This window comes from Sphingopyxis sp. J-6, from assembly GCF_046603995.1.
GTDB lineage: Bacteria > Pseudomonadota > Alphaproteobacteria > Sphingomonadales > Sphingomonadaceae > Sphingopyxis.
In genome coordinates this window covers 4,090,161-4,104,056 of record NZ_CP145810.1, presented here as the reverse complement: position 1 = coordinate 4,104,056, position 13,896 = coordinate 4,090,161, and the positions used below count along the sequence as shown (strand labels likewise).

Sequence of the window (13,896 nt, the reverse complement as noted above, 5' to 3'; positions counted from 1 at the left end):
TATCGAAGTGACCCAGCGTCCCGCCCTCATCGCCTTCCTGATCCTGCTCCTCGCCAGCTTTGCCTTCGCCGCGCCGGCGTCGGCGCAGCGGATTAAGGATATGGGGCAGTTCCAGGGCCTGCGCGCCAACCAGCTCACCGGTTACGGCATCGTCGTCGGCCTCGCTGGAACGGGCGACGACAGCCTCGATTATTCGACGCTCGGCATGAAGGGCGCGATCTCGCGCTTCGGCCTGACCTTGCCGCCGGGGCTCAACCCGGCGCTGAAGAATGCCGCGGCGGTGATGGTCACCGCCGAACTGCCGCCCTTCGCCAAGCCCGGCCAGCGCCTCGACGTCACCGTCTCGGCGATCGGCAAGGCCAAGAGCCTGCGCGGCGGCACGCTCGTGCTCGCGCCGCTCTATGGCGCCGACGGCCAGATCTATGCGATGGTGCAGGGCAACCTCGTCATCGGGGGGCTCGGGGTCGACGCCGCCGACGGGTCGAAGCTGACGGTCAATGTCCCGTCGAGCGGCCGCATCGCCAATGGCGCGACGGTCGAGCGCGCCGTCGACACCGGCTTTGCGACCGGCGACTGGCTGACCTTCAACCTCCACCAGTTCGATGCCACCAATGCCAAGCGCGTCGCCGACGCGATCAACGCGGCGATCCCGGGCAGCGCGTCGATGATCGACGGTGCCAGCATCGCGATCCGCGCCGCCGGCAACGGCGACGAGCGGATGCGGCTGATGTCGCAGATCGAGAATCTGGGCGTCGAGCGCGCCGACCCGCCCGCCAAGGTGATCGTCAACGCGCGCACCGGCACGGTCGTGATCAACGGCGCGGTGCGCGTCGGCACTGCTGCGGTAACGCAGGGCAAGATGACCGTGTCGATCAAGGAATCGCCGATGGTCGTCCAGCCGGCGCCGTTCAGCCGCGGCCAGACCGCGGTCGAAGAATCGAGCGACATCAAGGTGAATGAAGAAGCACGTCCGGTGTATCTGATGAAACCCTCGGCATCGCTTGCCGAACTGGTCGATGCGATCAACCGGCTCGGTGTCGCACCCGGCGACCTTGTCGCCATCCTCGAGGCGCTGAGCCAGGCCGGCGCGCTCACTGCAGAACTGGTGATCATATGACGACGCCCATTTCTTCGGTTCGTGCCACCCCGGCCCCTGCGGCTGCGGGCGGCGGCGACGGCGGCCTGCGCAAGGCGGCCGAGGCCTTCGAAGCGGTCATCCTGCGCCAGCTCCTCGCGTCGATGCGCCAGGCGAAGCTCGGCGACGATATCTTCGGGTCGAGCGCCACCGACAATTTCCGCGAGATGGCCGACGCCAAGACCGCCGACAGCATCGCCGCGATGCGCCAGTTCGGCATCGCCGACATGGTCGAGGCGCAGTTCCGCGGCCGCGCCGCAAGCCAGGCCGGAGCGATCCAATGAGCGACCTTCTGGGCATCGGCGCGAGCGGGCTGCGCGCCTATTCGCGCGCGCTTGCGACGGTCGGCGACAATATCGCCAATGCGCAGACGCCGGGCTATGCGCGGCGGACGCTCCAGCTCGGCGAGGCGCTGGGAGCGGGCGATACGCCGTTCGTACGCGCCAATGTCAGCCCCGGCGGCGTGGCGATCAAGGGACTCAGCCGCTCGGTTGACGCCTGGCTGACCGCCGACGCCCGCATCTCTTCGGGCGACGCCGAACGCGCCGGAACCAAACTGGCGTGGCTCGACCGCGTCGAAACCGCGCTCAGCGACGAGACGAACGGTATCAAGACGGGGCTGACAAAGGTCTTCACGACCGCCGACGAGCTGACCGCCGATCCGTCGAACCGGACGCTGCGCAGCCAGTTCCTGCAGGCGGTCGACGATGTCGCGTCGGGCTTTCGCACCGCGGCGGGGCAGCTTTCGGACATGGCGGACGGAATCTCGGACGCCGCGACCAGCGCGGTCGACCAGTTCAACGCCGACCTGAATGCGCTCGAACAGATCAATGTCGGGCTGCGCAAGGCGCGGCCCGGTTCGACGGGCGAAGCGACTTTGCTCGACGAACGCGACCGGCTGATCGACCAGCTTTCGGCGCAAGGCGGGGTGACCGCCAGCTTCGACGATCACGGCGCGGCGACGCTGCGGGCGACGGCGAGCGGCGATGTCCTCGTTGGCGGGGGCACGGTGACGCCGGTCACCGCGACCACTGCCGCCGACGGCCGCGTCTCCTTCTCGCTTGCCGGCGGCGCGCCCTTTACCACCGCGACCGGGTCGCTCGCCGGCCTTGCCGAAGCGTCGAACCATGTCGCCGACCAGCGCGCGGCGCTCGACACGATGGCGAGCGATTTCGCCGGCCAGCTCAACGCCGCGCATCAGGCCGGAACCGACGCCGATGGCAATCCCGGCGCCGCGCTGTTCACCGGGATGGGCAGCGCCGCCACGCTGACCGCCGCGCCACTCACCGCCGATCAGGTCGCCGCCGCCGACGCGAGCGGTGCCAACGGAAATATGCTGGCGTTCGGCGCGATGCGCGGGGCGAACGATCCCGAATCGAAATGGGCGGGGCATATGGCGTCGCAGTCGCAGGCGACCGCTTCGGCGCGCGCGCAGGACGCCGCCGCGACAACGCGCGCCGATGCCGCTGCGGCCGCGCGCAGCACGGTCAGCGAAGTCGATCTCGATCGCGAGGCGGCCGATCTGATGCGTTTCCAGCAGGCCTATTCGGCGGCGGCGCGCACGATCCAGGTCGCCCGCGAAACGATGCAAGCGCTGTTGAGCGCGATCTAGGCCAGAGATTTCAGGAAAGGATCAGGTCATGATCAACGCCGTGGGCAATCGCATGACGCGCGAAATCGCGCGCCAGCGCAGCGTCGCCGACCAGATCGAGCGAACGCAGACGCAAATCTCCACCCAAAAAAAGCTGCTCCGGGCGTCGGACGATGTCGTCGCGTCGCGGCGGATCGCGACGATCGGCACCGCGCAGGCAAGCACCAACACCTGGGCGCGCAACGTCAAGGCGGCCGAGGCGCAGGTCGCGCAGGCCGACACCGCGCTGGGGACGGCCGGCAACCTCCTGTCGCGCGCCCGCGAACTGACGCTGTCGGCGGCGAGCGCATCGATGAACCCCGCCGACCGCGCGAGCGTCGCCGCCGAACTGACGGCGATCGCCGAAGAACTCGACAGCCTCGCCGCGACGCGCGACGTCAATGGCGAGCCGCTGTTCGCGGCCGGCGACGCCCGGACGATGCGCTTCGATTCGGACACCAGCTTTGCCCCGGTGCCGTCGGCGGCGAGCGCCTTTGTCGTGGGCGGCAATCCGATTTCGACCGCGCTTCGCGACGCGGCCGCGGCGGTCGGCAGCGGCGACAGCAGCGCGATCGGCGCTTCGCTCGAAACGCTCGGGGCCGGCATCGCGCATGTCGCCGACCAGCGCGCGACGCTGGGGCTTGCGGCCGGGCGCCTCGAACGCATCGGCGACAGCCTCGCCAGCCGCAGCATCACGCTGTCCGACGAACGCTCGTCGCTCGAGGATACCGACCTGTCGGTGGCGATTGCGCAGCTCAACGCCCAGAATATGACGCTCGAGGCCGCGCAGGCGGCCTTCGCGCGCATCAACCGGCAGACGCTGTTCGATATTTTGAGCTGACGCGCTCAAAGTTTCGGCGGCGCTGCCGTTAATCATCAAGACGTCCCGTTTTGCGGGGGGCCCGGCCCCCCGACTGGAGTAGGTTTGCATGTTCCCCGTTGTCGGCATCATCGTCTTGATCCTGCTGGTGTTCGGGGGCTTCGCGCTGACCGGCGGCAATCTCGAGCCCGTGCTCCACGCGCTGCCCCACGAAATGCTGATCATCGGCGGCGCCGCCATCGGATCGCTGATCATCGGCAATTCGGGCAAGGAGCTGAAGGCGCTTGGCGGCGGGCTGGGGAAAGTGTTCAAGGGGCCGACCTATCAGAAGGCCGACTATCTCGACTGCATCCTGCTTGTCTCGACGCTGATGAAGATGATGCGCACCGAGGGCCCGGTCGCGGTCGAACCGCATATCGAGGACCCGGCGAACTCGCCACTGTTCCAGCAATATCCGAAACTTTTGAAGGACGAGACGCTCGTCCACCTGATCTGCGACACGCTGCGGCTGGTCGTGGTGTCGTCGGGAACGCTCGACCCGCATGCGGTCGAGGAGGTGATGGACAATGCGGTGAAGAGCCACCACCATCACGCGATCAAGCCCGCCGATGGATTGCAGAGCCTCGCCGACGCGCTCCCCGCGCTCGGTATCGTCGCCGCAGTGCTCGGCGTCGTGAAGACGATGGGTTCGATCGACAAGCCGCCCGAGATCCTCGGCGCGATGATCGGTTCGGCGCTGGTCGGAACCTTCCTCGGCGTGCTGCTCGCCTATGGTCTTGTCGGTCCGTTCGCGACGCGGGCGCGCACGGTGATCGAAAGCGACGCCGCCATCTATCATACGGTGAAGCAGCTCATCATCGCCTCGCTGCACGGCCACCCGCAGCCGCTGGTGATCGAGGCGGCGCGATCGGGCGTCGATCATAGCAACCAGCCGAGCTTCGCTGAGGTGTTCGACGGAATGCGCGGTCGCTGATGGCCGCGCGTCCGAACACCCCGGTCCGCCCGATCATCGTCAAGAAGGTGATCGAGGCCGGCCACGCCGCGCATCATGGCGGGGCGTGGAAGGTCGCCTATGCCGACTTCGTTACCGCGATGATGGCCTTCTTCCTCCTGATGTGGCTGCTCGGGGCGACGACCGAGAAGCAGCGCAAGGCGCTTGCCGACTATTTCGCGCCGACGATCGTCAAGACCAAACAGGAAAGCGCCGGGTCGAACGGCATGTTCGGCGGCGATTCGATCGTTTCGGCCGACGACTATCCGCACGCCGCCGGCCAGACCGGAACGCGCTCGATCACCATCCCCAAGGACGCCGTCGGCGGACCCAAGGAAGCGTCGGGCCGCGAAAGCGAGCGGATGAAGTTTCAGCAGGTCGCGAAGTCGCTGGTCGATCGCGTCCAGAAGAAAGGCGACCTGAAACGCCTCGCGCGCAACCTGCGCTTTACCGAGACGACCGAGGGGCTGCGGATCGACGTGGTCGACGATGCCGACTTTTCGATGTTCGTCATGGGCACCAGCCAGCTCACCCCTGACGGCGCGCGGCTGTTCCGCGAGATTGCGGCGCCGATCGCGCAGGTTCCGAACCGGCTGATGATCCGCGGCCACACCGACGCGGCACCCTGGTCGGCAAAATCGGGGACGAACAACTGGCGCCTGTCGGTCGACCGCGCCGAGGTGACGCGCCACTTCCTCGAGTTTCGCGGCATCGGCACCGAGCGCTTCTCGCGCATCGAAGGGGTCGCCGATCGCGAGCCTTATCTGCCCTCCGACCGATTCGATCCGCGCAACCGCCGCATCTCGATCACGCTCGGCTGGGGCGGTGCCCCCAACAATTAGTACCAATCTGGCAGCATCTGAAATCCTTGCCGACGCAATCGCGTGGACATTGCTGCCAACTTGGCAATAACCCTTTGTTTTTAAGTGGTTAGGTTAAGATGGATAATCTTTTGTTTACCATTTTCCTCAATCTCTGAATCCATCGAAGGCGCCGATTGGGGGGCGCGGTGGAGACGGTAATGACTGAGGTGGGGCAAAATGAAGGCGGCCAGGCCGCGCTGGAAACGCTGATCATCGGGACCAGCCCGGCGACGCAGCGGCTGCGCGAAATGATCCGCCGCGTGGCGCGGTCGAACGCATCGGTCATGCTGTGCGGCCCGTCGGGCTCGGGCAAGGAACTCGTCGCCCGTGCCATTCACGACGAGGGCGTCCGTTCGGGCAAGCCCTTTGCCGCGATCAACTGCGGTGCCATTCCCGGCGAACTTATCGAATCCGAATTGTTCGGCCATGAAAAGGGCAGCTTCACCGGCGCCACCGCGCGTCGCCTCGGTCATTTCGAGGCGAGCGAGGGCGGCACCGTCTTTCTCGACGAAATCGGCGACATGCGTTTCGACATGCAGGTCAAGCTGCTCCGCGTGCTCGAAGACCGGACGATCGTCCGCGTCGGCAGCAGCGACGTCCGCAATGTCGACGTCCGTGTCATTTCGGCGACGCATCAGGATCTCGATGCGGCAATCGCCGAAGGCAAATTCCGCGAAGACCTGTTCTTCCGGCTCGGCGTGGTTGTGCTGCAGGTCCCCAGCCTCGCCAGCCGCGTCGAGGATATTCCGGCGCTGATCCGCCACTTCCAGCGCAAGATGCCCGGCGAAGCCAAGTGCCGCTTCGACGACGAGGCGATGATGTTGCTGATGCAGCACCGCTGGCCGGGCAATGTGCGCGAACTCCGCAATTTCGTCGAACGCGCCAGCGTTCTGCACGGCGGCGAGACGCTCGGCGCCCACGACGTCGCGATGCTTTTGAACCCCACCGCAGCGCTTGCGCCGCGACAGGCCGTCCCCAGCGGTTTCGTCGCGGTGCAAGCCGGCGCGGAAGAGTTGGCTGCCGCGCCTTTCGCTTCTGGCGCGCCGCACGCCAAGACGCCGGCGCCGGGCCGCCCGATCGACCTCAAGCGCGAGATCGAGACGATCGAACTCGAACAGATCCACGTCGCGCTCGACCTGGCCGACGGCATCATTTCCGAAGCAGCGCGCCTGCTCACGCTCAAGCGCACGACGCTGATCGAGAAGATGCGCAAATATGGAGTCCAGCAGGCGGCCTGAGCCGCGCCGGACAAGCTTTAGACATCGCTGAATACAGGGGACTCTGGTCCGTCTCCTGGAACCACCCGGTCGCCCGTCCCCACCTTGGGCGGCCGGGTGATCTCTTTTTTGGTCGAGCGGGCCTGTGCCGCTCAATAACTAACGCAATTGCCGCCAGGCGTTGCTGACGGTCAATATTCCGTCGAGCAGATCCTTCAGCCCCGCTTCGTCGTTCGCCGCGACGACCTCGTCGAGCTTGCGGCGCATGCTGCGGTAGACGCGCGAGAGCGCCTCGGCGACGTCGCCGCCCGCTTCGCGGTCGAGCCCGGCATCGAGGCCGATCAGGATCGCGCGGGCGCGGTGGGCGGGTTCGGTCGCCGACACGCGCTGGCCCTGCCGCACCATCGCGGCGAGCACGCCGATCGCAACCTCGAGCTCGTCGTAGAGCATCGTCACCAGCTCGACCGGATCGGCGGCGGCGGCGCGGCTTTCATGCTGCAACCGGCGATAAAGCCCGGTCGCGCGGACGGTCGAGGCGGTGGCGGTCATCGGGTCGGACTCTAGTTGTTATTCTGGTTGTTCCACATCTCGATCTGCTGTTCGAGATAGGTCTGCGTCGCCTTGAAGGCCGCGAGCTTGGCATCGAGCCCGCCGAACTGCTTCTCGAGCCGCGCGCGGTAGCTGTCCTCGCGTTCCTCGATCTTCTCGAGCTGTTCGGCGAGGGCTTCCTTCTTGGCGTCGAGCGATTTCGTCACGCGGTCGATCACGCCGTCGGTGGCGACCGCCTTGTCGCGGATCGCGTCGAGCGCGAAGGCGATGCCCGGATCGGTCGTTTCGGTATGCGTCGCGTCGCGCCGCGGGTTGAACAGCGCCTCGACCGCACCGGCGTCGGCGGCGAGCGCCTTTTCGAGCTTGGCGCTGTCGAGCGACAGAAGGCCGTCCTTGGTCGAACCGATACCGATGTCGCTGAGCTTGTTGATGCTGCCGTGGCTGGTCAGCACCTTGCCGACGAGCGCCTGCAATTCGCGTTCGAGTTCGCGCAGCCCCGTCGTCGGGCCCGACATGGCCGACGCCGACTGCAGGCTTTTCTTGAGCTGGTTATAGACATCGACGAAATCGCCGACGGTCTGCTTGATCATGTCGAGCGGCCGGCTGGCGCCGATATCGACCGGCTGGCCCGGCGCCGCCTTCTTGAGCGTCAGCGACATGCCGGGGACGACATCGTCGACGATATTCGAGGCGCGGCTGAACGCGACGCCGTCGATCTTGAACTCGGCATTCGCGGCGCTCTGGCCCAGCGTCATCGCGCCGCCCGAACCATAGGAAAAGGTCGCAAGACCGGGGTCGGCGCCGCTGTCGGCGGTGAGGGTGAAAGCGCCGGCTTCGCCGGTCGGGCCTTTCAGGATGATCCGGTGGCCGCCCTCGTCGGCGACGATCGACGCGGTAACCCCGGCACCGCTGGCGTTGATCGCCTTGGCAAGGCCGTCGAGGCTGTTGTTCGTCGCGTCGATGGTGATCGTCTTGTTCACCCCTCCGACGGTCAGCGTCATCGTGCCGGTGCCGATCGCCGCTGCCTTGTCGGCGACGACGCCCGAATAGGCGGTCTGCGCGCGCGCCAGCTGCGTCACCTCGATCGTCGCGGCGAAGCTGTCGGCCGACAGGCCGGCGCGCGACGTGGCGGAGAGGATGCTGTCGTCGGATACGGTGGGCGTGCTGCGCAGCGTGCCGTCAGACACCATCTGGCTCAGCGAATCGGCGAATCCGTCGAGGTTGGACCGCGCCTGCGCCAGCGCGCTGATCCGGGTCTGGTTCTGCTGCGTCAACTGGGTGACGCGCTCGATCTTTGGTTCGCGCGACGCCGCGGCAAGGTCGGTGACCAATTGTTTGGTGTCGATCCCCGATCCGAAACCGAGGCTGTTGGCGATGGAACTGACCATGTTCGATATCCTTCGAACCTCTTAACGGCACGATGGGCGGGACATTAAGTTGAGGATGGACTTTCAGGGCGAAGTCGTCGGGGGTTCGCCAACCTCCGTCATCCCGGACTTGATCCGGGATCCATGACGACGGCCGTTGCTTGGACCCCGGATCAAGTCCGGGGTGACGAAGAAGGAGGTGTCCGGGCCGCGCGGCTACTGCCGCCGTCCGTCGGGATCGAAATGATGCGATTCGGGCACGTCGACCGCCGGCTGCGTCCGGCCTTCGGCCATCGCGCGTTCGAGCTGGAAGACGAAGGCGAGGATCGTTGCGACGGCGACGAACAACTCCTCGGGGATCACCCGCCCGGCGCGCGCGGTGAAATAGATGGCGCGGGTGAGCTGCGGATATTCGAGCAGCGGGACATTGGCGCCGCGCGCCAGTTCGCGGATCGACAGCGCGACATCGCCGCGCCCGCGCGCGACGACCACCGGCGCGGCGTCGATGCCGGGACGGTAACGCAGCGCGACCGAAAAATGGGTCGGGTTAGTGAGTACGACCGTCGCTTCCGACACCGCCTTGCGCGCCGAGCCGCTCAATATATCGTGCGCGCGCTGGCGCTGCGCCTGCTTCAGTTCGGGGGCGCCGTCGGACTGGCGCATCTCTTCCTTGATCTCCTGCTTGCTCATCATCAGCCGCTTGTTGCGCTGGAACCAGACCGACGGAACATCGATCAGTGCGATGACGACCAGCCCGCCCGCCATCGTCACCATCGCCTGGCCGATCGCCTGCCCGGCAAGCCCGATCGCGGCGCCCAGGTCGGTCGCCGCCATCGTCATGATCGCGGGCAGGTTCACCGCGACGAGCCAGTATCCGATCGTGCCGAGCAGCAGGACCTTGGCGATCGTCTTGCCGAGTTCGAGTGCGCCGTGCAGCCCGAACATGCGCTTCAGCCCGTTCATCGGGTTGATGCGGTTGCCCTTGAACCCCAGCGCCTTGCCGCGCCAGCCGAACGAGCCGAGCAGCGCCGGCCCCGCGATTGCGGCGACGAGCGCGAGCGCGAACAGGCTGGCGAGCGGCAGCAATATTTCGACCCCGTTGCGCAGCAGCGCTTCGCCCGGCGCGAAATCTGCGACGTCGGCGGCGGACAGCGTCAGCCCGCGGCGGACGAGGTCGCCCGCCGACTGGACGAACCAGCCGCCCGCGGCGATCAGCCAGCCGGCGGCGGCGAGCATCATCAGCGCGGTCGCCAGTTCGCGCGACATCAGCACATCGCCCTCTTTCGCGGCGTCGGCGCGCTTCTTCGGCGTCGGGGCTTCGGTCTTCTGGTCCTGTTCGGTTTCACCGGCCACCGCGTCAGCCCCCCGATGCGAGCATGCGCGCGGCGTCGAGCGCGTCGGACAGGATGCGCGCGACCGCTTCGGCCATCACCGGGGTCGCCACACCGAGCAGCACGACGCCCGCGAGCAGGGTCGCGGGAATGCCGACGGCGAACAGGTTGAGCGCGGGCGCCGAGCGGCCGATGACGCCCATGATCATCTGGACGAGGATCAGCACGAAACCGACGGGCAGCGCGATCGTCAGCCCGGCGGCGAACATCAGGCTGCCGAAACGCAGCAGGCCGCCGATCGCCCCGAACGAGGGGAAGGCATTGCCCGGCGGCAGCGCGCTATAGCTGTCGACGATGATCTGGATCAGGATCAGGTGCCCGTCGGCGGCAAGGAAGAGCGCGGTCGCCAGCATCGACAGGAATTGGCCGATCGCCGAACTCGCCGCGCCGCTCATCGGATCGACCATCGACGCGAAGCCGAGGCCCATCGCGTTGCTGATCGCCTCGCCCGCGAGCAGCGCCGCGGCGAGGCCCATCTGGAGGACGAAACCGATGCAGAGGCCGATCAGCGCTTCGCCGAGGATCAGGAGGAAACCGGGAAAGGAAACGATCCCTTCGGGCGGCAGCACCATCCCCGATGCGGCGACGGCCGGCACCCCGACCGCGAGCGCGATGACGAGGCGAAGCTGGACCGGCACGTTCGTCGCCCCGAACACCGGTGCGGCGATGAACGCGGCGCCGGGCCGGATCATCCCCAGCATCCAGAGCTGGAGCATCGCCTCGATATTGGGGACGTCGGCCGGGTTCATCGATATCCTAACGGACGAGCGACGGGATCTGCGCGAAGATTTCGCGCGTGAAATCGGCGAGCAGCACGAGAATGCTGCCGCCGAAGATCGCGAGGCAGATCGCCGCGACGATCAGCTTCGGCACGAAGGTCAGCGTCTGTTCGTTGATCGATGTCGCCGCCTGCACCATGCCGAGCAGCACGCCGATCACCAGCACCGGGATCAGCAGCGGCGCCGAAGCGAGCGCGAGGATCCACAGCGCTTGCTGCGCCACGCCGACGAAATAATCCGCTTCCACCGGGCTATCCGACGAAAGAGGAGGCGAGCGATCCCATCGTCAGCGCCCAGCCGTCGACGAGGACGAAGAGCAGCAGCTTGAACGGCATCGAGATGATCGTCGGCGACAGCATCATCATGCCGAGCGACATCAGCGCCGACGCGACGATCAGGTCGATGACGAGGAAAGGCAGGAAGATCAGGAAGCCGATCTGGAACGCGGTCTTGAGTTCGCTGGTGACGAAGGCGGGAAGCAGGATCGAGAAGGGCACGTCCTTCGGGCTCGCATAGGTCGGCGCCTTGGCGATCTTGGCGAACATCATCAGGTCGGTCTTGCGCGTCTGCTTCATCATGAAGCCGTGGAGCGCGACGCCCGAACGCGACACCGCTTCGCCGATGTCGATTTGCTCCTGGCCATAGGGTTCGATTGCGACGCGGTTCACTTCGCTGATCACCGGCTGCATGATGAACAGCGACAGGAACAGGCTGAGACCCACCAGCACCTGGTTCGGCGGCGTCTGCTGCAGCCCCAGCGCGTGGCGCAGGATCGACAGCACGATGATGATGCGCGTGAAGCTGGTCATCATGAGCAGCAGCGACGGCAGCACCGTCAGCAGGCTCATCAGGACGAGGATCTGCAGCGACAGGCTCAGCGGCCGGCCGTCGCCGCCGATCTCGGCGACCGCGCGGTCGAGGCCGCCGGCGGCCTGCGCCCAGGCGGCGGGCGCGGCGCAGAGCAGCGCGAGGCCGCCGATCAGTGCGGCGCCGCGCAGCCAGCGTTTGCGATCAGTCGGCATGGAAGTCGCCTTCGCTGTTGTCCGCCAGCCGGGTGATGCCGTTGCGCGACACCGCGACAAGGATCTGCTGGCCGGCGAATTCGACGACCGCGAGCTTTGATCCGGGACCCAGCGGCAGCACACCGACCAGTTCGACCGGGCGCGGCTGCTTGGCTCCGCCGGTGAGCGGCACGCCCATCTGGACGCGCTTCCACAGCCACAGGCTGCCCCATGCGAGGCCACCGATCATCGGCAGCAGGATGAGGAGGCGGAGGATATATTCGAGCATCAGACCCTCCGCTCGAAGCCCGCGATACCCCGGTCGGGCGCGACGACTTCGGCGACCTGGATGCCATAGCGGCCGTCGACGCTGACGATTTCGCCCTTCGCGATCAGCGTGCCGTTGGCATAGATGTCGAGCAGATCGGTCGCGGCGCGGTCGAGTTCGATCACGCTGCCCTCCGACAGGGCGAGCAGTTCGGCGAGCGTCATCGAGGTCGATCCGACCTCGACCGAGACGCGCAGCGAAACGCCGGCGAGCAGGTCGAAATTGGGCGCGGCGGCGATATCCTTGTTGTCGCGGCGCTCGCGGCGCGCGGGCGCTTCGCTCACATCAGTCATGGTCCGGTCCTTCCTCGATTTGTTCGATCATGATGGCGGCGTTGCCATTGGCCTCGCCGATGCTGCCATAGGCAAAATTGCGGCCCGCGACGGTCACCGGCACATGGCGCGGCATCGCGAGCGGGATGATGTCGCCGACCTCGAGCGCGAGCAGCTTGACGAGGCTGATCTCGGGCCGCGCGAGCACCGAGCGGACGGGCAGGCGCACGTCGCGCAGCGCCTTGTTGAGCGCACTCGCCCACACCGGGTCGGCGGCGGGTTCGCGCGTGTCGTTGGCGGGTTCGGCGCCGGCGATGCCGCGCAGCGCGGCGAGCGGATAGGCGCAGGCGATCGTCTGACCCTCGAACGGCGCGCCGCGCAGCGTGAAGCGCTGGACGAGCAGCTCGTCGTCGGCGCGCACCGCTGCGAGCCGGGCCGGGTCGGTGGTGACGCAGTCGAGTTCGGGCGCCATCGGCAGTTTATCGCCCCACGCCGCGGCGAGCTGCAAACCCATGTCGCGGCCGAGGCGCGCGGCGAAGCGTTCCTCGGCATCGGTCAGTTCTTCGCGTTCGGCCGCGAGCTGTCCCTTGCCGCCATAAAAGATGTCGACGAGCTGGAGGATCAGCGGCCGCGGCGCGGCGAGCAGCACCGGTCCCTTGAGCGGCTGGGCGTGATAGCGCCAGAAGATCGCGGGCGCCGCGCCGGCGCTCCAGTCGGCGAACGCCACCTGTTCGGTGCCGGCGCGTTCGACCTGGATCAGCGGCGCGCCGAGCGCGCGGACGAGTTCGCGCAGCGAGCGTGCGAACTGCGTCGCAACGGCGTCGAGCGCCGGGAAGGCATAATGGCCCTCGGCGCGGCGCAGCAGCAGCGACGCCTTGCCGTCGGCAGCGTCGTCGGCTGCGGCTTTGGGTGCCGCCTTTACGGGTTTGGCCTGGAGCGTCACTGGATCACCAGGCTCGTGAAATAGACATTATCGATCCCCCCGAACCCTTCCTTGTCGCGCAGCACATCGTTGATCGCGGCCGTCAACTGACGTTGCAGCCGCTGTTTGCCCTGTGATGTGGAGAGCAACGCCGGGTCCTGTTCGGCAAGCACCATAAGCACCACCGAGCGGATCGGCACCGCCTGTCGTTTGATATTATTGATAACCTTGCCGTCGTAGAAGGTCGAAAGGCTGATACCGACCTGCAGGAAGCCCGATCCGTCGGCGAGGTTCGTCGTGAACGCGTCGGTGATCGGATAATAGGTGATTTCATATTTGCGCGGGTCGACCTTGTACCGGTCGTTGGGGACCGACACGGTACCGACCTTGGGCGGCGCCTCGCCGCTTTCGCCTTCGGCGGCCGGTTCGGCTTCGCCCTTGCTGCGCAGGACGAGCTTCGGGAAATTATCCTCGGGCTTCGCTTCGTGCGCCGACAGCGCGCCGAAATAGATGCCCGCGCCCGCGCCCGCGCCGATCAGCGCAATGGCCCCGACCCCGATGATCAGCAGCTTCTTGAGCTTGCCCTTCGGCTTGGCTTCGGTTTCGACTTTATCCTTGGACATGGCTTGGC

At 67.0% G+C, this 13,896-nt stretch carries 17 protein-coding genes; 7 read left to right on the top strand and 10 right to left on the bottom strand.

Annotated features, from left to right (window positions below; translation table 11 throughout):
* The first annotated feature begins 1 nt into the window (after nucleotide 1).
* The 7 genes from V6U71_RS19470 to V6U71_RS19440 all read left to right on the top strand — a co-directional run bounded on the left by V6U71_RS19470 (nucleotide 2) and on the right by V6U71_RS19440 (nucleotide 6,677).
* Nucleotides 2-1,117, top strand: a complete 1,116-nt coding sequence (locus tag V6U71_RS19470) for a flagellar basal body P-ring protein FlgI (protein ID WP_411342378.1) — start codon at nucleotides 2-4, stop codon at nucleotides 1,115-1,117.
* Nucleotides 1,114-1,419: a rod-binding protein gene (locus V6U71_RS19465; RefSeq protein WP_411339978.1), complete on the top strand. Its 306-nt coding sequence runs from the start codon at nucleotides 1,114-1,116 to the stop codon at nucleotides 1,417-1,419. Before V6U71_RS19470 ends, V6U71_RS19465 begins: the two co-directional genes overlap by 4 nt.
* Complete coding sequence (flgK, locus tag V6U71_RS19460; protein WP_411339977.1) at nucleotides 1,416-2,747, top strand: flagellar hook-associated protein FlgK; 1,332 nt, start codon at nucleotides 1,416-1,418, stop codon at nucleotides 2,745-2,747. The genes V6U71_RS19465 and flgK overlap by 4 nt, the downstream gene beginning before the upstream one ends.
* A gap of 28 nt (nucleotides 2,748-2,775) precedes the next feature.
* The gene (locus V6U71_RS19455; protein ID WP_411339976.1) at nucleotides 2,776-3,606 is read left to right on the top strand and encodes a flagellin; all 831 of its coding nucleotides are present in this window, start codon (nucleotides 2,776-2,778) and stop codon (nucleotides 3,604-3,606) included.
* Between the two features lie 88 nt (nucleotides 3,607-3,694).
* Nucleotides 3,695-4,558: a flagellar motor stator protein MotA gene (gene motA / locus V6U71_RS19450; protein ID WP_054589514.1), complete on the top strand. Its 864-nt coding sequence runs from the start codon at nucleotides 3,695-3,697 to the stop codon at nucleotides 4,556-4,558.
* Nucleotides 4,558-5,418, top strand: a complete 861-nt coding sequence (locus V6U71_RS19445) for a flagellar motor protein MotB (protein WP_411339975.1) — start codon at nucleotides 4,558-4,560, stop codon at nucleotides 5,416-5,418. Before motA ends, V6U71_RS19445 begins: the two co-directional genes overlap by 1 nt.
* A gap of 179 nt (nucleotides 5,419-5,597) precedes the next feature.
* Nucleotides 5,598-6,677, top strand: a complete 1,080-nt coding sequence (locus V6U71_RS19440) for a sigma-54 interaction domain-containing protein (protein WP_411339974.1) — start codon at nucleotides 5,598-5,600, stop codon at nucleotides 6,675-6,677.
* A gap of 138 nt (nucleotides 6,678-6,815) precedes the next feature.
* Here the strand turns inward: V6U71_RS19440 and fliS are convergent, their stop codons facing one another.
* The 10 genes from fliS to V6U71_RS19390 all read right to left on the bottom strand — a co-directional run bounded on the left by fliS (nucleotide 6,816) and on the right by V6U71_RS19390 (nucleotide 13,888).
* Nucleotides 6,816-7,205 carry a flagellar export chaperone FliS gene (gene fliS, locus V6U71_RS19435; protein WP_054589512.1) on the bottom strand — a complete coding sequence of 130 codons (390 nt, stop codon included), beginning with the start codon at nucleotides 7,203-7,205 and terminating at the stop codon, nucleotides 6,816-6,818.
* Nucleotides 7,206-7,216: 11 nt separating this feature from the next.
* Complete coding sequence (gene fliD / locus V6U71_RS19430) at nucleotides 7,217-8,593, bottom strand: flagellar filament capping protein FliD (protein WP_411339973.1); 1,377 nt, start codon at nucleotides 8,591-8,593, stop codon at nucleotides 7,217-7,219.
* A 195-nt stretch (nucleotides 8,594-8,788) separates the two neighbouring features.
* Nucleotides 8,789-9,925, bottom strand: a complete 1,137-nt coding sequence (gene flhB / locus V6U71_RS19425; RefSeq protein WP_411339972.1) for a flagellar type III secretion system protein FlhB — start codon at nucleotides 9,923-9,925, stop codon at nucleotides 8,789-8,791.
* A 4-nt stretch (nucleotides 9,926-9,929) separates the two neighbouring features.
* On the bottom strand, nucleotides 9,930-10,712 hold the full coding sequence (fliR, locus tag V6U71_RS19420; RefSeq protein ID WP_411339971.1) for a flagellar biosynthetic protein FliR: 783 nt from the start codon (nucleotides 10,710-10,712) through the stop codon (nucleotides 9,930-9,932).
* A 7-nt stretch (nucleotides 10,713-10,719) separates the two neighbouring features.
* Nucleotides 10,720-10,989 carry a flagellar biosynthetic protein FliQ gene (locus V6U71_RS19415; protein WP_054732001.1) on the bottom strand — a complete coding sequence of 90 codons (270 nt, stop codon included), beginning with the start codon at nucleotides 10,987-10,989 and terminating at the stop codon, nucleotides 10,720-10,722.
* Nucleotides 10,990-10,993: 4 nt separating this feature from the next.
* Nucleotides 10,994-11,764 (bottom strand): flagellar type III secretion system pore protein FliP, encoded by a 771-nt coding sequence (gene fliP, locus V6U71_RS19410; protein ID WP_411339970.1) that lies wholly within the window; start codon nucleotides 11,762-11,764, stop codon nucleotides 10,994-10,996.
* A complete protein-coding gene (locus V6U71_RS19405; RefSeq protein WP_054589506.1) occupies nucleotides 11,754-12,032 on the bottom strand; it encodes a FliO/MopB family protein in 279 nt (92 codons plus the stop codon). Before V6U71_RS19405 ends, fliP begins: the two co-directional genes overlap by 11 nt.
* Nucleotides 12,032-12,364 (bottom strand): flagellar motor switch protein FliN, encoded by a 333-nt coding sequence (fliN, locus tag V6U71_RS19400; protein WP_411339969.1) that lies wholly within the window; start codon nucleotides 12,362-12,364, stop codon nucleotides 12,032-12,034. The genes V6U71_RS19405 and fliN overlap by 1 nt, the downstream gene beginning before the upstream one ends.
* Nucleotides 12,357-13,286: a flagellar motor switch protein FliM gene (locus tag V6U71_RS19395; protein WP_411339968.1), complete on the bottom strand. Its 930-nt coding sequence runs from the start codon at nucleotides 13,284-13,286 to the stop codon at nucleotides 12,357-12,359. The genes fliN and V6U71_RS19395 overlap by 8 nt, the downstream gene beginning before the upstream one ends.
* A complete protein-coding gene (locus V6U71_RS19390; RefSeq protein ID WP_411339967.1) occupies nucleotides 13,283-13,888 on the bottom strand; it encodes a flagellar basal body-associated FliL family protein in 606 nt (201 codons plus the stop codon). The genes V6U71_RS19395 and V6U71_RS19390 overlap by 4 nt, the downstream gene beginning before the upstream one ends.
* Between the last annotated feature and the right edge of the window lie 8 nt (nucleotides 13,889-13,896).

Bases quoted from the DNA above. Each gene is read 5' to 3' on its own strand.
- fliS (WP_054589512.1), bottom strand. From the start codon at position 7,205: ATGACCGCCACCGCCTCGACCGTCCGCGCGACCGGGCTTTATCGCCGG.
- V6U71_RS19440 (WP_411339974.1), top strand. From the start codon at position 5,598: ATGACTGAGGTGGGGCAAAATGAAGGCGGCCAGGCCGCGCTGGAAACG.
- V6U71_RS19390 (WP_411339967.1), bottom strand. From the start codon at position 13,888: ATGTCCAAGGATAAAGTCGAAACCGAAGCCAAGCCGAAGGGCAAGCTC.
- flgK (WP_411339977.1), top strand. From the start codon at position 1,416: ATGAGCGACCTTCTGGGCATCGGCGCGAGCGGGCTGCGCGCCTATTCG.
- fliD (WP_411339973.1), bottom strand. From the start codon at position 8,593: ATGGTCAGTTCCATCGCCAACAGCCTCGGTTTCGGATCGGGGATCGAC.
- V6U71_RS19445 (WP_411339975.1), top strand. From the start codon at position 4,558: ATGGCCGCGCGTCCGAACACCCCGGTCCGCCCGATCATCGTCAAGAAG.
- V6U71_RS19455 (WP_411339976.1), top strand. From the start codon at position 2,776: ATGATCAACGCCGTGGGCAATCGCATGACGCGCGAAATCGCGCGCCAG.
- fliR (WP_411339971.1), bottom strand. From the start codon at position 10,712: ATGAACCCGGCCGACGTCCCCAATATCGAGGCGATGCTCCAGCTCTGG.
- V6U71_RS19465 (WP_411339978.1), top strand. From the start codon at position 1,114: ATGACGACGCCCATTTCTTCGGTTCGTGCCACCCCGGCCCCTGCGGCT.
- V6U71_RS19405 (WP_054589506.1), bottom strand. From the start codon at position 12,032: ATGCTCGAATATATCCTCCGCCTCCTCATCCTGCTGCCGATGATCGGT.
- motA (WP_054589514.1), top strand. From the start codon at position 3,695: ATGTTCCCCGTTGTCGGCATCATCGTCTTGATCCTGCTGGTGTTCGGG.
- fliN (WP_411339969.1), bottom strand. From the start codon at position 12,364: ATGACTGATGTGAGCGAAGCGCCCGCGCGCCGCGAGCGCCGCGACAAC.
- fliP (WP_411339970.1), bottom strand. From the start codon at position 11,764: ATGCCGACTGATCGCAAACGCTGGCTGCGCGGCGCCGCACTGATCGGC.